General features: G+C 41.6%; 20 protein-coding genes and 5 pseudogenes. 16 read left to right on the forward strand and 9 right to left on the reverse strand.

All coding sequences use genetic code 11. The features are described 5' to 3' along the window. Position 1 precedes the first annotated feature (1 nt). The 3 genes from JCM16159_RS09010 to JCM16159_RS09020 all read left to right on the forward strand — a co-directional run bounded on the left by JCM16159_RS09010 (position 2) and on the right by JCM16159_RS09020 (position 1173). The gene (locus JCM16159_RS09010; protein WP_054857621.1) at positions 2–475 is read left to right on the forward strand and encodes a DUF1641 domain-containing protein; all 474 of its coding nucleotides are present in this window, start codon (positions 2–4) and stop codon (positions 473–475) included. A 75-nt stretch (positions 476–550) separates the two neighbouring features. Then, positions 551–835, forward strand: a complete 285-nt coding sequence (locus JCM16159_RS09015; RefSeq protein WP_054857622.1) for a MoaD/ThiS family protein — start codon at positions 551–553, stop codon at positions 833–835. A gap of 53 nt (positions 836–888) precedes the next feature. Next, complete coding sequence (locus JCM16159_RS09020; protein ID WP_054857598.1) at positions 889–1173, forward strand: MoaD/ThiS family protein; 285 nt, start codon at positions 889–891, stop codon at positions 1171–1173. Between the two features lie 25 nt (positions 1174–1198). On the opposite strand, the gene JCM16159_RS19210 is transcribed toward JCM16159_RS09020, so the two are convergent. The 3 genes and pseudogenes from JCM16159_RS19210 to JCM16159_RS09030 form a co-directional block, all read right to left on the reverse strand. Next, positions 1199–1510 carry a ribosomal L7Ae/L30e/S12e/Gadd45 family protein gene (locus tag JCM16159_RS19210; protein WP_367834432.1) on the reverse strand — a complete coding sequence of 104 codons (312 nt, stop codon included), beginning with the start codon at positions 1508–1510 and terminating at the stop codon, positions 1199–1201. An 87-nt stretch (positions 1511–1597) separates the two neighbouring features. Then, positions 1598–2304: pseudogene (gene prf1 / locus JCM16159_RS19215) on the reverse strand (peptide chain release factor aRF-1); the annotation flags it as partial. A gap of 91 nt (positions 2305–2395) precedes the next feature. Continuing rightward, positions 2396–3584: pseudogene (locus JCM16159_RS09030) on the reverse strand (thiolase family protein). A 157-nt stretch (positions 3585–3741) separates the two neighbouring features. On the opposite strand from JCM16159_RS09030, the gene JCM16159_RS09035 reads away from it, so the two are divergent. The 3 genes from JCM16159_RS09035 to JCM16159_RS16595 all read left to right on the forward strand — a co-directional run bounded on the left by JCM16159_RS09035 (position 3742) and on the right by JCM16159_RS16595 (position 5622). Further along, complete coding sequence (locus JCM16159_RS09035; protein WP_054857599.1) at positions 3742–4773, forward strand: polyprenyl synthetase family protein; 1032 nt, start codon at positions 3742–3744, stop codon at positions 4771–4773. Between the two features lie 85 nt (positions 4774–4858). Beyond that, on the forward strand, positions 4859–5167 hold the full coding sequence (locus JCM16159_RS16590; RefSeq protein ID WP_243666480.1) for a hypothetical protein: 309 nt from the start codon (positions 4859–4861) through the stop codon (positions 5165–5167). 62 nt (positions 5168–5229) lie between these two features. Next, on the forward strand, positions 5230–5622 hold the full coding sequence (locus JCM16159_RS16595; RefSeq protein WP_243666481.1) for a hypothetical protein: 393 nt from the start codon (positions 5230–5232) through the stop codon (positions 5620–5622). Here JCM16159_RS16595 and JCM16159_RS09045 read toward each other — a convergent pair. Beyond that, the gene (locus tag JCM16159_RS09045; RefSeq protein ID WP_054857600.1) at positions 5619–6326 is read right to left on the reverse strand and encodes a hypothetical protein; all 708 of its coding nucleotides are present in this window, start codon (positions 6324–6326) and stop codon (positions 5619–5621) included. The two genes, JCM16159_RS16595 and JCM16159_RS09045, sit on opposite strands and share 4 nt — an antisense overlap. Before the next feature lie 90 nt (positions 6327–6416). Between JCM16159_RS09045 and JCM16159_RS09050 the strand changes: the two genes are divergently transcribed. Beyond that, positions 6417–7040: a carboxylesterase gene (locus tag JCM16159_RS09050; protein ID WP_054857601.1), complete on the forward strand. Its 624-nt coding sequence runs from the start codon at positions 6417–6419 to the stop codon at positions 7038–7040. Between the two features lie 27 nt (positions 7041–7067). Here JCM16159_RS09050 and JCM16159_RS09055 read toward each other — a convergent pair whose 3' ends face one another. Beyond that, on the reverse strand, positions 7068–7373 hold the full coding sequence (locus JCM16159_RS09055; protein WP_054857602.1) for a hypothetical protein: 306 nt from the start codon (positions 7371–7373) through the stop codon (positions 7068–7070). Positions 7374–7486: 113 nt separating this feature from the next. Here JCM16159_RS09055 and JCM16159_RS09060 point away from each other — a divergent pair. Beyond that, a pseudogene (locus JCM16159_RS09060) lies at positions 7487–8466 on the forward strand (ornithine cyclodeaminase family protein). A gap of 93 nt (positions 8467–8559) precedes the next feature. Beyond that, positions 8560–9015 carry an ArsR family transcriptional regulator gene (locus JCM16159_RS09065; RefSeq protein WP_054857603.1) on the forward strand — a complete coding sequence of 152 codons (456 nt, stop codon included), beginning with the start codon at positions 8560–8562 and terminating at the stop codon, positions 9013–9015. Between the two features lie 140 nt (positions 9016–9155). Here the strand turns inward: JCM16159_RS09065 and JCM16159_RS09070 are convergent, their stop codons facing one another. Together JCM16159_RS09070 and JCM16159_RS09075 are read right to left on the reverse strand one after the other, a co-directional pair. Beyond that, a complete protein-coding gene (locus JCM16159_RS09070; RefSeq protein WP_054857604.1) occupies positions 9156–9464 on the reverse strand; it encodes a hypothetical protein in 309 nt (102 codons plus the stop codon). Between the two features lie 85 nt (positions 9465–9549). Next, positions 9550–10026, reverse strand: coding sequence for a metal-sulfur cluster assembly factor (locus JCM16159_RS09075; RefSeq protein WP_243666482.1), 477 nt, complete (start codon positions 10024–10026; stop codon positions 9550–9552). Between the two features lie 126 nt (positions 10027–10152). Here JCM16159_RS09075 and JCM16159_RS09080 point away from each other — a divergent pair. Continuing rightward, a pseudogene (locus tag JCM16159_RS09080) lies at positions 10153–11237 on the forward strand (L-threonylcarbamoyladenylate synthase). 129 nt (positions 11238–11366) lie between these two features. Beyond that, positions 11367–12296 (forward strand): malate dehydrogenase, encoded by a 930-nt coding sequence (locus tag JCM16159_RS09085; protein ID WP_054857605.1) that lies wholly within the window; start codon positions 11367–11369, stop codon positions 12294–12296. Between the two features lie 498 nt (positions 12297–12794). Here JCM16159_RS09085 and JCM16159_RS09095 read toward each other — a convergent pair whose 3' ends face one another. Further along, positions 12795–13037 carry a hypothetical protein gene (locus JCM16159_RS09095; protein ID WP_054854275.1) on the reverse strand — a complete coding sequence of 81 codons (243 nt, stop codon included), beginning with the start codon at positions 13035–13037 and terminating at the stop codon, positions 12795–12797. A gap of 150 nt (positions 13038–13187) precedes the next feature. Between JCM16159_RS09095 and JCM16159_RS09100 the strand changes: the two are divergent. Together JCM16159_RS09100 and JCM16159_RS09105 are read left to right on the forward strand one after the other, a co-directional pair. Continuing rightward, positions 13188–13884: pseudogene (locus JCM16159_RS09100) on the forward strand (diphthine--ammonia ligase). A gap of 24 nt (positions 13885–13908) precedes the next feature. Then, on the forward strand, positions 13909–15246 hold the full coding sequence (locus JCM16159_RS09105; RefSeq protein WP_054857606.1) for an amidohydrolase: 1338 nt from the start codon (positions 13909–13911) through the stop codon (positions 15244–15246). Here the strand turns inward: JCM16159_RS09105 and JCM16159_RS09110 are convergent. After that, the gene (locus tag JCM16159_RS09110) at positions 15209–16009 is read right to left on the reverse strand and encodes an isoaspartyl peptidase/L-asparaginase (protein ID WP_243666483.1); all 801 of its coding nucleotides are present in this window, start codon (positions 16007–16009) and stop codon (positions 15209–15211) included. The genes JCM16159_RS09105 and JCM16159_RS09110 overlap by 38 nt on opposite strands. Before the next feature lie 283 nt (positions 16010–16292). Between JCM16159_RS09110 and JCM16159_RS09115 the strand changes: the two genes are divergently transcribed. The 3 genes from JCM16159_RS09115 to JCM16159_RS09120 all read left to right on the forward strand — a co-directional run bounded on the left by JCM16159_RS09115 (position 16293) and on the right by JCM16159_RS09120 (position 19191). Continuing rightward, on the forward strand, positions 16293–16853 hold the full coding sequence (locus JCM16159_RS09115; protein ID WP_054857607.1) for a helix-turn-helix domain-containing protein: 561 nt from the start codon (positions 16293–16295) through the stop codon (positions 16851–16853). Positions 16854–16943: 90 nt separating this feature from the next. Next, on the forward strand, positions 16944–17444 hold the full coding sequence (locus JCM16159_RS16600; RefSeq protein ID WP_243666484.1) for a hypothetical protein: 501 nt from the start codon (positions 16944–16946) through the stop codon (positions 17442–17444). Positions 17445–17451: 7 nt separating this feature from the next. Next, the gene (locus JCM16159_RS09120) at positions 17452–19191 is read left to right on the forward strand and encodes an ATP-binding protein (RefSeq protein WP_243666485.1); all 1740 of its coding nucleotides are present in this window, start codon (positions 17452–17454) and stop codon (positions 19189–19191) included. Positions 19192–19267 lie beyond the last annotated feature (76 nt).

Consider the following 19267-nt stretch of genomic DNA (forward strand, 5'->3'; position numbering starts at 1 on the left):
CATGGCGCAGGCACAACAAACACAGGTTGAGAAGAGCCCGGACGAGCAGATCGCAGAGGCTCTCAATGTGCTTGTCCAGAATATTGATGAGATTAGAGGTTTACTTGATCAATTGATCGAACTTAAGCGTAGTGGTGTAATTGATGCATTAATGATAATTGTCAATAGGTTTGAGGAGGTTATACAGTACCTTTTCCAGGACCCGGCAATATTTAGGTTACTATCTATCCTAGTTGATGGTAGTTTACAGGCAATGAATAGATTAGATACCCAGGACGTACTTAGGTTGAAGGGCTTGATTCAAGATATGGGTGGGTGTCTAGGAAAGAATGTGGATCTAGCAAATGCTAAACCCGTAGGTGGCTTAATGGGGCTTTGGAGGGCGTTAGGAGATAAGGACGTGCAGAGGGGTCTTGGTGTTGCAATGGCGCTCTTGAAGGCGTTGGGTAAGTGCTCGGCTCAGCAACAGGGATAATAATCACCTAGGGCTGAGTTATTAAATTAAGATTTAATAATAAGATTTTTATATATTGACATTAATAGCAAAATGATGAAGGTAAAAGTCAAATTTTTGACTTTACTATATGAAATGACTAAGACGTTAAGGGCTGAAATTGAATTGTCTGATGGAGCAACATTACTTGACTTGATAAGGAGGATTGATGACGTTATATACCCAGGCTTTTCTAAGGTGGTCCTTGACTGTAATAATAGGATTAAGGATAAATTTCTGGTTTTGATTAATGGCAGGTCTCTGGAGTTTCTTAATGGTATTAATACGAGGTTATCAGATGGTGATGAGGTCACGTTTTTACCACATTGCGGTGTTGCATAATCAATGCTTTTCCATATTAAGCTTTTTAAACTAATTCCTGTTGCCAAGATTTGATGAAGGTTCAGGTTAAGTTCTTGGCATCATTATACGACATAACCAAGGTACTTAAGACTGAGCTTAACATACCCGATAATGCGACGGTTAAGGATTTGATTCAATTCATTGATAATTCAGTAAGTCCCAACTTCTCAAAGATCATATTGGATGATGATGGTAAGCTTAAGGATCAATACGTGATCCTGGTTAATGGTAGATCGATAGATTTTCTAAATGGCTTAAGCACGAAGTTATCTAATGGCGATGAGATAGTATTTCTACCACCTGCTGGTGGAGGCTAAGAGATATTTGTAATTAATTTGCATGCTATGAATTATTTCTATCCTGGTCCTCATTAGAGGCCTCAAGAATCCATGAGGGTGTTGATAAAATGGCTACGTAACCACCGAACGTCTGTGTCAGTGTCAGGTTTTCCTCAACGGACTTGGGCATTACGAATAATTCAATGTCTCTTCTTCCCTTAAGCGTTAGTGTTAGATTCATTATCTCATCCTCGCCAACATCCTCACTAACAATAACCACCTTAGCAATACCCTTCTTGACCGCATCCATCACGGAATCCTTACCATAGATTAGGTACTCGGGTTTCTTAACGGCTAGGTACATTATTTCCTCCATTAATTTCTTAGCCTTAACGTACTCGGTCTCCTTAAGCTTATCCTCAGCGTTCCTAATAGCCTCAAGGACACCACCAATGTCCGCGCAACATGCCGATACGATGGCGATGACCTTATCCCTAATCCTATGGTCAAGCTCACCCTCCTCAAGGAACTCCTCCTTCGTAGGTCCAGGCCCAGCAACAACAATGCCTTTAGGCTTGGTATTTCAGTAAATACCTTATTGGCTCTCTCGGCAACTAACTTATAGAATGTCTCGGCTAGGTGCTCTGTCTGTCTCTTGTACCTAAGGGCTGACTGGCCGCCGGCAGCGTGCTTATTTGGTACGAAGAACTCTACCTTATCGACAATCTCCCAGTAATTACCTCTCAGCAATGCGATGACGGCCTCACCTCTCTCAATCACTATTATGCCATAGGTATCGCTGCTCTTAACCATGCCCTCAAGTATCTCCGTGTGAAATGAGGTATCGCATATGTACTTGAAAGTTGATACTGGTATTGGTGGTATTATTGCGTGAAAAACCCACTCATAATTGCCTGGGTTTATCATGTGGAAGCCTGCGAATATGGCCAGTCCATTCTCTGGGGCCTTTGAAATACCCTTTATTGAATTTATAATCCTCTCGAGCGCGTCCTGAACATGAGTCCTAGTGGTCTTATCCTTAATATTACTCGCCAATGCCCACTCCTGCCTAAGCATTGACACCACATCAGGTATTGGCCTATTACCGTTGATGTATAGGCTTATAAGCGTCGTTGCATAGCCCCTATACTTCTTGAGTAGGTTTATCATTATTTTCAGTTCCGAGAAATCCTTTATTCCAGGGCATCAACCATACTATGGATGGTAAGGACTATTGCATTTAAAAGTCTTTTGCTTTTAGTTAAAGCATCTCAATGGCTACAGCCGTAGCGCCGCCGGTACCATGACACAACGCAGCCACCCCCCTCCTTCCACCTACATGCATTAATGCCGATATTAACGTTGTAACTATCCTGGCGCCGCTCGCGCCGAGTGGATGGCCCAGGGCTATTGCGCCTCCGAATATGTTCATCTTATCATAGGGTATACCCAACTCCTTATTCATTAGGACATTAACTACGGCAAAGGCTCATTAATCTCAAAAACATCAACATCATTAATACTCCAGCCAACCTTACTCAATAGTTTCCTGATCACGTAAATTGGCGCCTCTGGGAATCTCCAGGGCTCGAGCATATGCCATGCATAACCAACAATCCTTGCAATGGGCTTTAAACCAACCTCCTTAGCCTTATCCATAGTGGTTAACAATAGCGCCGCAGCACCGTCAGACAATTGCGATGAATTCCCAGCTGTATGTAGGCCATTTGGCCCGAAGGCTGGTTTTAACTTAGCCAACTTCTCTAGGCTTGTGTCGGGCCTAATGCCTCATCCCTATCCAAGTAAACCCTCTCTCCATTTACCACGGTATCGATGGGCTCAAGCTCGAGGTAGTACTTATTCTCCGTAGCCCTCAAAGCCCTCATATGGCTCTCATACGCTACCTTATCGAGTTCCTCCCTGGTTATTTCATGCTCCATGGCTACCTTATCGGCTTCCTGACCCATGAGCATCATGTTAGTAGGATCCATCAATCCATCATGAATCATCAAGTCCATGATTTTCAAATCCTTACCAATCAAGTGCTTGATCCCCCACCTAGTCTCATGCGGTAATGCGAGTGGTTGCGTGCTCATTGACTCGGCGCCGCCAGCAATTGCCATATTAATATCGCCAACCTTAAGGGCCCTGACGACCTCGATAATCGCCTGCATTCCCGATGAGCAAACCCTATTAACGGTAAATGCGCTGACTTCTATCGGTAATCCAGCAAGTAATGCCGCAAACCTACTGAGGTTCTGTCCCATGCCACCCTGGAGTGTTGATCCAAAGACAACCTCATCAATCAGTTTACCATCAATACCCGTCCTCTTAATCAACGCCTTTATTGTCTCGGCCGCTAGGTAGGGTGTCTTCACGTTCTTAAACGCGCCGCCGAATTTACCAATCGGTGTCCTTACGAAACCCGTAATGACTACTTCCTGGCTCATACACGCTTAATCATTAGCTAAGCAATATTAAGCTTTGTCCATAGTTAATAATTAACATGTGTTTTCAATCATAAGCTAATTTCTATTCAACAGTTAAAAAATGTCGTGGGCATCATAAGGATATAACTTAATTACTTTAGTATGAATCGTGGATTCAATGGACATTTTGGAGAAGCTTCATAGCCTCTATGGACGCGAAATCGACGAACAATTAATCAAATACCTAAGTAGGGAAGTTAGCGAGGAGTTTAGGGATGCCGTGATTTACCAAGTATCCACTGGCGGTAAGAGGTTAAGGCCGTTAATGACGCTGACGGCCGCAAGGGCCTGCGGCGGTGATTACAAGTCTGCACTGCCGGCCGCGGCAATTGTAGAGCTAATACATAATTACTCCCTGATATATGACGACATTATTGACGAGGCATTACTAAGGAGAAATAAGCCAACAGTCAGGGCCAAGTACGGCGATAACGCAGCCATACTAATCGGCATATGGTATAGGGAGGCCATTGAGGAGGCAATACTCGAGACCAGGGACCCAATAGCCTTTGCGAGGGAGACTGCACGTACAATACGCGCAATAGATGAGGGTGAGCGTCTCGATATATTGCTTGAGTATGCAGGGCGTAGAGACCCCTACTTCGCCGAGAATAGGTTGGGGCCTAGGCTATTGAGTGATTGGGAGGCCCTGTATAACACCTACGTGAAGATGATAAGCCTAAAGACAGCCGCCTTAATAAGGACGGCCGTGATCTTCGGTGCGATGTCTGCCAACGCGCAGCATTGCATAAAACCGCTGTCTGACTATGGCACGTACCTAGGACTCGCCTTCCAGGTGCTAGATGATATATTAGATATTTTTGGTGATGTTAGGAAATTCGGTAAGGAGATTGGTAAGGACATTAAGGAGCATAAGTTAGGTAATGCAGTAGTTGTCATGGCCCTGAGGGAATTAAGTGATAAGGATAGGGAGGAGTTATTGAGTATTCTTGGTAGGGTTACTGTCACGAACGATGACGTTAAAAGGGCTGTGGAGATAATATCTAAGACAAATGCTAGGGATAATGCGTTGAAGATGGCTATGGAATTCGCGGAGAAATCTGAGAGAGCATTAAGTGAATTGAGTAAGAATGAATTTGTCGATGATCTTAGGGAAATACTGAGATTCACGGTGACTAGAGAATTCTAGTTTTAATACTAACGCATTAAATCAACGGTGTACCCTATATGCTTAATAAGGCTAGGCTTACGGTATTAATTACAGGAGATACGTAATGCGTCTATTCATAATAAAGCTCGGAGGTAGCGCAATAAGTGATAAATCAAGGCCACTTAGTTATAGGGAGGACTGGGTAAGGAGTTTAGGTAATCTGCTCAATGCAAGGTTGAGGACAGGTGATAGGTTTATACTGATTCACGGAGGCGGTAGCTTCGCCCATCCCCTGGCCCTAGCCTATGGGTTAAGTAAGTACAGGGACTATGACCAGTTAGTGGGTATTTCATTTACGTCCGCGGTACTTAATTACCTAAGTATGAAGGTAACGCTTACATTAGCCTCTGTCGCTTACCTATTTATCCCTTAAGGACAGGGTCCATCTACATTATCAAGGACGGTAAGCCACAATTACTGATAGGCCCAATGCACATGATAGAGCTGATAAGTAGAGGTGTAATACCCATGCTTTATGGAGATGTTGTGGTAAGCGACGAAGGCTTCTCAATAATTAGCGGTGATGATTTAATGCTTGACCTAGGCGCGAAATTAAGGCCTTCCGCATCGATATTCCTGACTGATGTACCTGGAATACTTGATACTAATGGCAATGTGGTTAGGGAATTAACTGAGCAATCAGTAATTAATGAGAGGGATGCACGACATATTGATGTAACGGGTGGGCTAATGAGGAAGGTTCGATCTGCAATAGAGCTGGCTAGGTATACAAGGACATACCTATGCGCGATCTGGGATTTAGGATCAATAAGTAGGATCTTTAATAATGAGGAACCGATTAATTGCACGAGGTTTCTGCCTGATTAATTACTCTTCATAAATAATGTATTACTTAGGTACGTATTATTTAAGAGCTGCGGGCCATATATTATTCCCGAGGCACTCACGTTATCGTGAGGCTTAATAAGTATCAGTAATGGGGGATAAACATTGCTTTCATTGATACCTAGCTTATTTAGTAACTGAAGTAGCAATGTTTCATAACCGAGGATAGTTTGCGATTCATATGTGTAATTGCCCCAAAATGCCGTTGCAATGATAAAATTCGTAGATCCGAGATTGAGATCACAAAGCTGATTCACGTTATACTCAAATTGCTGAATTTCTGATATTGATGCAGGCTCTGTTGTTGGGGGATAGGGAAACACTACGATTATCACGTTGTATCCATAGTAATGCGTGGCGTTGTAGAGCACGGGCCAAACATTGCAGTAGCTGCCGATTAAGCGTGGATAATTCAATGTTATGTACATTAGTATGGGTTTCGTATTACTCACATTTGTTATTGAATAAATAGGAGCGTAATTATTGTATGGATTCATTAATTCTAAAAGCATGTTTTCAGTAATAACAGTAGTATTGTATTCGGTTGGTCCTGAGATGTGTATCATGCCAAGTAGGAAAGAATACGCTACGAAAGCAGCCTCTGCAAATATTATTAACGCTAATGATAAATAGAAATACTTTCCTTTGCGTCTTTGGGTTCTTTTCGTCTTTTTGGGTTTTGCCATGATCGATGTAGGTATCTTATAGTAAATTTATTAGGTTAACTCTCCTCAAGTCCTAAAACTTTATAACCAATTAATTAATATGTCTCAGTAATGAAGGCGTTGGCATTGCACGGCTTTGGTTCAAGTCCCGAGAAGATAAACTGGCTCACGGGCCCGCTCAAGGCATTAAACCTGGAGGTAATAACACCAACCTATAGGGATTTTGAGGACGGCCTTAATAAGGTTAGTGAGTTATTACGGGGAGCGAACAATAGGTATATCCTTGCAGGGCACTCAATGGGTGGTTCAATAGCCTTGCTTGCTGCGTCAACGCTTAGTAATGTTGCCTGTGCAATATCTGTATCAGGGCCGACCGATAGATTAGCACAGATTAGATGGCTGCTCGCGGGCGAGCCTGGCAGTATTAGGCGGAGGACTTATGAGGAGTTGGCAAAGATCGATAGTAGGCAAGTCACGGAGGAATTCCTAATAAAGACCTCGCCAATAAATTACCTAAGGCCTAATTTACCACCAATACTCTTAATACACGGTACTAATGACGAGTTAGTGAATATTAAGCAGGTGGAAAATTACTATGAGAAGGCTAAATTCCTTAGTAATGTTATTGAGCTAATACGAGTTGAGGGCATGCCGCATACGCCCAGGGGTAAGGATATTAAGGTAATAGCAGGGTCTATTGAAGGCTTTATACGGAAATATTGCATAAATATTTGATTTAAAAAGTAAGGTCTTAGAATGGTGCTAGTCGGCTACGTAGGTTTCTAGGTGTGATTCCTCATCTATGTACGGTATTTTCACTAACTTATGCCCCTTATGGAGCGGTAATAGGGATTTATGTATCATCGTTTTACAATCAACACACCAGTAAAACTCATCCTCATTACCTTCCTCGTTAAATTCCATGAAGAATGGGCATTGCCACTCGGTCATGACTAACCTCATGTAGTATGGACTATCCTTGTTCATGCAAATGCCAATATTGTCGTGTAGCTCATGAAGTCTAAAGTACCTACAATTAATGCATTTAATCTCCATAATTTCACCCATTATTTTACTTATAGCTAGAATTAATAAATCTGTCGCAAAATGCATAAGCGGTATTTCTCTATTCATGCCTATAGATAATAATGCTTAAATTTTCATCATAGTTCAAATATAATATGAAGCTAACAATAGTAAGCGGGAGGGAGGTTGATGAAGTGCTTGATAGTACTGACGGTGTTACGGGATTAATAAATGCCATAGCCACAGCCTTTAGGGATTACAGCTCTGGTAAAGTTAGGATGCCTCAAAGAACGGTTATTCACCTTGATAATGACTGGTGGGGCGTCATGCCCTGCGGTGCACGTAACCTTGGATTCTCCGTGAAAATAGTCAATGTTATTGAGAGTAATAAAGTGCGTGGTTTACCAACGACACAGGGAATAGTCGTACTTATGGATGATATTACGGGACAGCCAATGGCAGTCATCGATGGCACGGCATTAACGGCGTGGAGAACCGCGGCCGCGACTGCGGTATCGATTAAGTACCTAGCACGGAGTACGGACAATCTGGCAATAATAGGCGCCGGGTTACAGGCTAGGTACCATGTATTACTACTATCCAGGGCCTTCCCCATTAAGAGAATACTCATATATTCGAGGACGAGGGAGAAAGTTGTTGAATTAGCGAAATTAGCCCAGGGTAGGGGCATTGATGCGGTGGCCACGGATTCAAGCCATGACGCCATTAGGCAGGCCGACGTAGTAATAACGGCAACGACTAGTAGGGAACCAGTCATTCACGGGTCATGGCTACACGAGGCATGCACCTAGTGTCAATTGGTGCGCCTGAGGTTGATGCCAGGGAGTTGGATGATGATGTTTTACGGAGGGCTTCGGTAATTGTTGTTGATTCGCGCATCGCGGTAATGAATGAGACTGGTGATGTAATAATTCCTATGAAAAATGGATTAATTTCTGAAAAGAATTTAATTGAAATTGGTGAGATAATAAGCGGGGTAAGGAATGGTAGGTCCAGGGATATGGACATTACGTTGTTTAAGTCGGTGGGTATTGCGGTTGAGGATCTCGCCGCTGCATCATACATATACGGCTTAGTGAAAAGTAGGAATATAGGCATAACTGTAGAAATATAAGTTTTAATTATATATAAATAACATAACAATTAATGTGTTCTTAAAGTGAAAAATGTTGGTAGAAAAGGTTTATAAAGAAACTCTGTGACACTGATGTTGGTGATTAACGTGGTGTCTCTCATAACAATTAAGGAGAAGAGTACCGAAGAGATCCTTGAGGATGTCGACATCAAGTACATCCTAAGGTGCATACTTAGGCTCTCACCAACCGAGGTTGAGATTTATTACCTATTGCAGAATAAGGCTAAGGAGCCACTAACCGTGGCTGAAATAGCCAAGGAAATGAATAAGTCAAGAAGCACAATAGAGAGGTCCCTCGTTAAGCTTGTCCAGCTCGGCCTAATCGCCAGAAGGCCGGTGCTGGCTAAGAATGGAGGCTATACGTATGTATACTACACAAAGCCAATAGACTATGTCAAGCAGAAACTATTGCAATTAATTAATGCTTACTATGAGAAATCGAAGCAATTAATTGAGAATCTAACATCAGCCGCTTTAATTGAGTCATTGAATAGCATGGCTACTGAGGAGGCGCAAAATAATAATTAACATCAACTTGTTACGTTACAATTCATAAATCACCTCATCCTAATCCTAAATCTACCGTTAAATCTCGTAATCCCTCTTCAATCTCGTACATAACAACGTTCATATCCAGTGTTTTATCGACAATCATTATCAGTGCCAACTTACCTATGGATTTCACAATTAATAAGTTCTGTCCAAGTGATATGACTAATTCCGATAAGTTTGCCTCGTTCAATACTTTTTTTTAAATTAAGCTCAAGGTTCCTAATTGAGGATATTATTAAGGCGCCTAACCATTTAGGGTCAACATTAATATCATCCTTCATCCTTGAGTCTATTGTAAATCCATCCATGGTTACTAGGGCAACGAATTTTATTAAGTCACTTGATTCGAGGATTTCATTTAGCTTCTTTTGTACATGTTCCGTTAATGTCCTCCTTGATGAGGCGCTATTCGTTGATGATAGCACATTTTTTTATTTTATGAGATACCCTTTAAATCTTTTATTCATAATGTAAAATACAAGCGTCTAGGTAAATTTATGACAGAAAATATTAAGTAGTGTTTTCATTAACTCCTTGCTCGTTAGTTTGGCTACCTTGTTCGCCCTGCGTCTTTAACCATTGTTCAACAATGTCATACCCATAAATTGCCTTAAACATTTCACGCCCTAACTTCGTCATCTTTAATGGAGTCCAGGGTGGGTCAAATATAACATCAATCTCTATATCCTTTGCATCAGGTAATGCCTGCTGTATTGCTGCGCCAACCTGGTATGCCAGGTTCTCTGATAATGGGCAACCCACGGCTGTTAGGGTCATTTTTACGTGAACAACCTTATCATTGTCCATCGTTACTTCATAAATAAGGCCTAGGTCATAAACATTTATTGGTATTTCGGGGTCGTAGACATTACGTAAGATCTCTATCAACTCCTTAGTCTTATCACCAGGTAGGTTTGTCTTGAATATTGGTTCCTCAACTTCCTCATTGCTCATTGCATTTGTCATCTCTTCGTTAGACACTGCCATTATTAATCACCAACAGTGTCACGAAAGCTTACTTATAAACCTATCTAGCTTATTGGTGATAATTACCCGTGGATAGATTGTTATCATTATAGATGGGTTTATAAGCGTTAAGCATGGGTAAGCATGGTGCTTAAAGTACGTAAAGTAGATCCATTAAATCCTGATGAGACCATAATTAGGGAGGCTAGCGAATATATTAAGCGTGGGCATTTGGTGGCGTTTCCGACGGAGACTGTTTACGGTTTAGGCGCTGATACCTTTAATGGTGATGCATGCTTAAGAATTTTCAAGGCCAAAGGAAGGCCGCCAGATAACCCACTCATTGTTCACATAGCAGATCTAAGTGAACTTTACAGGGTTGCCGTCAATATCCCAGATATTGTGTTACGAGTGGTTAGGAGGGCTTGGCCAGGTCCCTTAACGTTAATTCTACCTAAATCACCCGATGTGCCCAAGGAGATCACTGGTGGCCGTAATACAGTCGCCGTGAGGTCACCTGCACATCCTGTTGCACTTGCGTTAATTAGGTCGTCTGGAACGCCTATAGCCGCGCCAAGTGCTAATAAGTCGGGTAGACCAAGTCCTACGTTGGCCGAACACGTAATTGAGACTACGCCGGTGATAATGATATCGAAATGATGCTTCTCGATGCAGGACCTACATTCTTTGGTGTTGAATCTACGATAGTGGACATGACGAGAAACCCACCTGTATTGCTAAGACCAGGTCCATTCACTGTTGAGGAATTAAGATCGTTATTTAATACCGATGTAGTGATTCCAGAATTTGCGAGGGGTCTAGGTGAGGCTGATGCCGCCTTGGCACCAGGCACAAAGTATAGGCATTACGCGCCACATACACGATTAATAGTTGTTGAGTGCGAGGATTATGGGTCATTGATTATGTTATTACGCGATACCATTATTGATTATTTAAATAAGAAATTGAAAATAGCATTACTAATAACTAAAGAAACAGCAAATGAATTGATGAAGTACTCCGAGATCAATGAATTACCAATAATAATAATAGGTTATAGGGAGAATCCGTACACAATAGCATCATCACTCTTTGATTCATTAAGAAGCCTTGATAAGTTGAATGTGGATCTGGGCATTGCCGAGGGCATTGAGGATAGGGGTATTGGGTTGGCCGTAATGAATAGGTTAAGGAAGGCGTCAGGATTTTCCATAGTTAAATGTAAAATGTAGTCAATAAGTGACTCGGCATTGATTTTCACAAATAAACAATGGCGTTTCAATAATGTCTATTTTCAATGATACATTGTGAATAGATTAAAGTTAAAAATGCGTCATTAATGCCAGTAATGGGTGAATTAGATGATCACGATAATAGGTAGCGGGCGTGTTGGCGCAACAACGGCTGCCTTCCTAATGTTCTTCGAGCTAGACAACGAGATCACACTAATAGATGTAATAAAGAATTTGCCTCAGGGTGAGGCTGTTGACTTAAACCATGCGGCTGCCATACTCGGTAAGTCTGTCAGGTTCAAGGGCAGCAATGACTACAAGGACATGGAGGGTAGTGACATTGTAATAGTTACTGCAGGTCTCGCTAGAAAACCTGGAATGACTAGGGAGGAGTTAGCAGCCAAGAACGCAGAGATAGTGGCCTCGGTGGCTGAGCAGATCAGGAGGTACGCACCGAATTCAATAGTCATAATTACCACAAACCCACTTGATGCAATGGTTTATGTACTCTACAAGAAACTGGGCTTCCCAAGGAATAGGGTCATTGGCTTCAGCGGTGTGCTAGACTCAAACAGGATGGCCTATTACGCCTCTCAATTAATTGGTATAGCGCCTGAATCAATAATACCAGTCGTCCTTGGGCAACACGGCGAGAACATGTACCCAGTGCCAGAGGCATCGTTTGTGTACGGCAAGCCACTCACTGAGTTTATAACCAAGGAGCAGTACGACGAAATAGTAAAGAAGACAATACAAGCTGGTGCGGAAATAACCAACTTAAGGGGCTTCAGCAGCAATTGGGGTCCAGCGGCTGGTTTGTCGTTAATGGTCGACTCAATAAAGAAGGATAGGAAGAGGGTATTTGAAGCCTCGGTATATCTAGATGGCGAATATGGCGTAAGGGATGTTTTTGCGGAGGTTCCCGTTGTACTTGGTAAGAATGGTGTTGAGAAGATAATAGAGCTGAAACTTAATGACGAGCAGAGAAAGAAGTTCCTAGCAAGTGTTGAGGCAATAAAGAAGAACCTGGCGCAAGTACCTCCACAGTTCTTATCATAAGTGCCCCAACTTTATGATTAAATTAATAAAAATTAAGCTAAGTTGTTCATAAATTTTCTAATGTTCTCCCGCAGTGCATTAATAATACTCGATAATAGTTCCTCATGATATAGCATGTACTTAATGAGGGTTTTTATAGCCGTTTCAGGATCATTAATATAATTACTTATGAACTCAGGATCATTAACCAATGCGATGCCATCTTTCACATTTTTTTATAAAACCATTAAGTAAGAGTGAAGTATTACCATCCACGCAATCCTTCAATCTTAACATGTTATCTAGCATTCTATCCTCCTTATCTAGGTGGTCCCTTACCGCATTTAGTAATTGGTCATGCACATCGTTTACACTCCTTGCCCTAATTATTAGTAAGAAAATCATGTAATGTTCAATAACCGCCACCGAGTAAAAGGTCATTACTGCATTAAGCAGATCCTCAATGCATTCCATATTCCTCATTACTAAGGTATCGATAAACCATTACTAATTTAATCATCACTTCTTCGCGCCCTTCTTAACTTCACCAACGACTTCGCCATACATGCTTATTGAGAATTGCTTACCGCATTTGGGACAGGTTATTGAAATACCCATGTTATACCAGGACTCACCCATCTCGACTTCAAATACATGGCCGCAGTATGGGCACTTAGCCCTAATTCTTAACATTCTTTCTGGTACACCGCCAGAGTACTCCCAGTCCTCGGGGAACTGCCACTCTTCTCCTTCGCCACTCATCGGCTTGAGCGCTAGTTAGTGAATTAAAAACATTACTATTTACGGGTTACGAATACTAAGCCTTTACTGGCCTTCAATGGTTGTTCATAATCCCATTGTGGTATGGCCCAATTAGTGTTTTAAATTACCAATCTTTGAAATGCATTAGCAATGAGAGTTTGTTCCTTGTTTTCGGGTGGTAAGGACTCAACCTACGCCCTGCACTGGGCCGTGCTTAAGGGCTTCGATGTTGCTTGCCTACTCACGTTAAGGCCTTACCGCGTTGATTCTTGGATGTTTCATTACCCAAATGTCGAGTGGACGAGATACCAAGCAAAAGCCCTGGGTATTCCCCAGGTTATTCACGACACTAGCGGTGTTAAAGACCTCGAGCTTGAGGACTTGAAAAATGCCTTTGAAAGTGTTAAGAGCGAATTTGGGATTAATGGCATAGTGACGGGGGCTTTATTATCCGATTATCAGAGGATGATGATTAATATCATCGCCCACGAACTAAACTTAAGGGTTTATTCACCATTATGGAGAAAAAGCCAGGTTAATTATTTAAGGGATTTATATAGCCATGGTTTTAGGTTCGTATTAACATCGATAAGCACCATGTATAAGCCCCAGGTTACTTGGTAAGGTATTAACGCTTAGTGATATTGAGGAGCTAATAGGCGCTGCGTTAAAGTACGGTTTCAATCCTGCACTGGAGGGTGGTGAGGGGGAGACATTCGTTGTTGATGCACCGTTATTTAGGGAGAGAATAGTTATTGATGATGGCGAGGTTCGTAAGTTGGACCAATACTCATGGATTTACGTAATTAGGTCCTTGCATTTAGAACCAAAGGTTTTAGTTGAGTAATAGCGCGAGATTAATGACCTTAGCATGGGCTATTTACTTAGGAATTGTGATTTTGTATTAACATGGGTCAATGATGAATTAAGGATACTCAATAATGTGGATATAGCGATCGATGATGGATTAATAGTAAACATTGGTACCATAAATGGGGGTGGGTTCGAAAGGATTGATTGTTCTGGCCATGTAGCAATGCCTGGACTTGTTAATGCCCATACGCACACGCCGATGTCCCTGTTGAGAGGTTTCTATGACGATGCCGAGTTAATGACGTGGCTTGGTAGGATGTGGAGTGTGGAGCGTGAGTTGCCCAGGGATATTATTACCCTTAGTAGTGAGTTGTCGATCATCGAAATGATCATGAATGGCACAACGGCGTTCATAGACATGTACCTCTACCCAGATGCAACAGCGGATGTCGTGTTAAAATATGGGTTAAGGGCTGCCCTAGGTCCTACATTCATAGATACGTTGGTAAATCCTACGTTAGTTGAGAATGAATTAAGGAATTTCATGAGTAAATATGGTTATTCGCAATTGATAAAGCCAATAATCAATGTCCATAGTATCTATGCAGTGAGTAAGGGCACGTTACTGAGAATTAAGGAGTTAAGCAATGAGCTTAACTTGCCAATGCAGATACACGTGTCTGAAACAAGGGATGAGGTTTACGAGGTTAGGAAAAGGTACGGTATGTTTCCTGTGGAATATTTAAACTCACTGGGTCTAGTATCCAACAAGTCCCACCTCGTTCATTTAGGTTGGGTCACTAACTGGGAGTTGAGTATCATAGCCAGAGCTAATGCACGTGTGGTTCATGCACCGACATCGAACATGAAGTTAGCCACTGCGGGTCACTTCCCAATGAGGGAGTTAATGGACGCGGGTGTCATAGTGACGTTAGGTACTGATGGGCCTGCCAGCAATAACTCGCTTGATATGTTTAGAGAAATGAAAATGGCAGTACTACTTCAAAGGCACTCATATTGGGATGTAAGTATAAAGGCCATGCATGCATTTAAGGCAGCAACCCTTAATGGATATAGGTTACTAGGTATTAGGGGTGGTTGTATAAGCAATGGTTGTGTGGCGGATTTAGTACTACTTGATTTAAGTAGCCCAAGACTTCAACCAATTAGAAATGATAATGTATTATCGAACATCGTTTATTCGGCTGATGGTTCGGACGTGGATATGGTTATTGTTAATGGTAAGGTGATTTATGACAAGTCCAGGGATTACTGGGCATTAAAGGAGCGGGCGAGGAGTATTGGAGAGAGACTTAATGACTTTATTAAGAAATTTTTTATGACATATAAAGCCTGGCTCATGGAAATGGGTCACTTGGTAAGTGGGCTACAATGACCTTACCCATGCCCTCCCTACTCCATGCCCTACCCATGACCTCCGTATTGAACGCTGACGCCACATTACCAGAGCTATCAATCGCAATCAACCCAATATTACCTGGACCAAATAACTTGGTAACGTAATCAACAACCTGCCTAACAGCATCATTAATTCTAACGCCGCTCCTAACTAACGTAGCCACCCTAAACGACGCCATGGCTCTAATTATGAACTCCCCAATGCCCGTGGCCGATACAGCACATACGTTATTCTCAGCCCAGTAACCTGCACCTGCTAATGGTGAGTCACCTACTCTGCCGGGCCACTTAAGTATTGTACCCCCCGTGGACGTTGCAGCGGCTAGATTGCCGTCCCTATCAATCGCAACAGCGCCAACCGTACCTAGTAAGCCTAATTTCCTGGCGAGGTCCGCGTTCTTCTCGTATCGCGAACGTAAGTTCCTAATAAGGGATTTGTACCTATTAATTTTAATTTCGTTAATTAACTCCGTTGATGGCACCCAAAGACCGAATTGCTTAGCCAATTCCTCAGCTCCGTCTCCGGTTATTAATACGTGGTCGGTCCTCTCCATGACAAGCCTGGCGAGTCTTATAGTGTTTATCACGTGCTTGACAGATGCCACAGCCCCAACACTTAGGTCCTTACCCCACATTACACCGGCGTCTTGTTCAACCTCACCATATAGGTTCAACACGGAGCCTCTGCCGGCGTCGTAGGATCCGTCGAATTCCATGACGGTGACTGCCTCGACAACCATATCCAAGGCATTACCTTTTTTTTGGCCGCTTCTAGTCCTGCATTTACTGCATTTGATAAACCGCTTAAATATCTTCGTCTATGTTCCTCATTGGTAAAGTAGCTGAGCCCTCCTGCGCCGCCATGTACTGCTATCGTGGCTTTAATACTCATCAGTCCATGCAGTAATGAGTGTTTATATTGTTTATCATGGTATTTATTGTATATTATCAAGTATTATATGAGTAATTCATTAATTTAGGAACATAAACTGATTTTTAGTTAAGGTCAATAACCAATAATGTATGTCGAGTAAATTAACGAAGACCGAGGAATTAGCTGCTAAGCTTTACTTTAATGAGGGATTGAAACCTAAAGAAATAGCACAGAAGCTTGGCATATCCGTAAACACCGTGTACAAGGCAATATCTAAATACAGGGCTTTCACGAAAAACGTAGATCAATCATTAAACCAAGTAGGTAATGATAGGCAAATGAGTAATAGTCCTCAGGTAAGTGATAGTCCATATGTATTGAGTAATTATGGTGGTATATTTAACGTAAGTCTTTCAATTATTTCAGGATTACCAGTGCCTCAATCTAAGAATGATTTCTTATATGAAGACACTTATCAAGGTGAATTAATTAAGGAGTTGAAATCCCTTAAGGAATTAATAGGTAAGCTTATTGAGAAGGTTGAGGAATTAGAGAAGAAAAATAGAGATAATAGTTGCCTTCCTAATTTTGAGAAGGGGCAGGATTATGTCATTAGTACTAATGATAAGCAACCTAGTGATGATTCGTTGCCTGAATTCATACGAGACAATCCATGGATTGACGTGATCAAGTCAATACATAGCACCTAACCTTCATTTTTGCTTTTTCCTGGTTTTATTTCTTTTCTTTCAATTAATATTGAGAAAATGGTTTATAAAAGGTATTTTTAACTTCATTTTGTGAAACAGAACGTACTAACGAGTATACTTTATACTTTAATGGATATTATCACGACTACGGTGTTGTACCTAGTCTTCCCAATAATATCGCCTTACATATTTATGATATTATTAATCCTGGTAGCTGCGTTATCGGCTTTTAAGAGGTATGGTGTGGTAACGGCTATTATAATAACGTATGTAATATTGGCATTTATAACCACCTTAAGTCGTTCGTTAATACTATTAATACCATTACTACTGCTTACCTACTTAATAACTGAGGCCGGCATCATTAATGACATAGCCGTAATATCATGGACCCTACTCTTCACGCCATTTTACTGGTTATCAATACCTCTTTCAATAGCACCGTCAGTAAAGGGATATAGCATTAGGTCCATTATTATTTTTTTCACTATTATCATTACTATACGTAATTGGCGCCGCGTATCAAGGCATTTTATGGACCCCCATAACAATGTTTCATGTAACGAATTTAAGCCTTGTCCAGGGCATTGAACAACTTATGTCTGTATCTCCAGGGGACTTGTCTGCCGTGTTTAAGGAATTAAGTGATGCGGTGCTTTACCTGGTATTCGTAATAATAATTGCGGTACCTACCTTAATAGGTAAATACTTACCAAGATTAAGCATGAATTGGTCAATGAACACGGAGGTGCACCAAGCTATTATGAATATATTACCACAGTTAATAACAGCATCTCTACTCTACATACCATTAATTGACGGTACATGGAATTACACAATAACACCCTTAATCATTGTTGGTTCACTTATTATTGGACTTGGAACCTACGTGCTTGATATCGCCCAAATAAGGCTTGGCGCCGGATCCCAGGCTATACCACGTGCAAATAAGAAACCACCGATGATAATACCGGTGACTGATGCGTCGATGATTATTGAGTATAGTTATTGGGCAAAGAAACTGCCTAAGGATGACATCGACCTCGTTAACACGGTGGCGAATACCCTAACCAAGACCGGGATAGTCGCATTAAATGCATCGTTACCTCAGGATAAGATAGAGATAATCGCCAAGGTACTGTTTGGAGTAATTAGGGCTAAGGGTTTCATAATTAAGGGTGATTTTAACGAATTATCTGATGATATTAACTGGTTCACTAGGACCAATGAGAGATCATTACTTGTATTGATCCCCAATGAGGTAAGTAAGGACCTAATAACTAAGTTAATTGAGCATAATAAGCAAACTAAGCTATACGCATTGATAATAAATGGCAATAGTAATGCCCTAAATAGATTGAGGAAGTACGGTATTGAGGTCGTAAACTACAGCGTGCCTCAGGGCGTTGAGTCAAGGCAGATACAGACTAAGTTCATTGAAGAGGGTAAAACTGAGCAAAGTGACACTGCTAGGCCTATTAACGTAAGTACCCCCAGTAATAATGTAGGCAGGGATAGTCAAGGAATTAGCCAATCAATTGTGGGTACCGAAAGCGGTACAAAATTAGCCAAGGTAGACGGTGAATTAGGTACGGGTAAAGGTACTGGGGCAACAGCCAATCTCTTACAGCCGAAGGAGGTCATCGCCAGGGAGGAGAAGTCTGCCGAGTCACCTAAGCCGCAAGTGCCTACGGAAAAGAAGGAAGCAGTGAAGGAAAAAACCAAGGCAAAGGGTAAGGGCGTTAGCGGCAATGTGGTTATTACGTTAGATCCCGTAGATTTAATAGACATGAATGTAAAATCCAAGTTAATTGATTATATTGATTCCTCTATTAGATTGAGAGATATGATGAGTAACCTCGGGCTTAGGTACATAACATCAATACTAATAATAGGCCCGCCTAGGTCGGGAAAGACCGCGTTGATAAATCATGTAGCCAAGCACCTAGGTGTGCAAATAATTAATTATAAAGACCCAAGTATCTCCATTACTGATAATGCGGTGATTCATGTACCAAACCTTGACAAGGCCATTAATGAGGATTTAAACCATATAACAAGGCTCCTAAATATAGCAAAGGCCAAGCACTTAGTTATTGTATTTGAGAGTAGTAACCCATGGGCCTTAGATCCTAACTTCATTAAGAAGAGTATCGACGTTGTAATACCCGTGTTACCAGCACCTGACGGCTACGTTAATGAGATTATTCAAAACAAGCTTAAGGTTAGTAATAATAGAGACCAGGAAATAATTAGAGGTATAATTAAAACATGCCCTGCTGTTGAGGCAATAGAGAAAATAAGGCTTTACACATCCTCTGGGATGGTGCGAGCATAATTTGTGAGGACGTTTTTAGGAAGTACCAGGACTTTACTCAGTCATTAGTGTTTAAATAATTGTGTTTATCGGCATT

The organism is Vulcanisaeta sp. JCM 16159 (assembly GCF_001316265.1).
GTDB lineage: Archaea > Thermoproteota > Thermoprotei > Thermoproteales > Thermocladiaceae > Vulcanisaeta.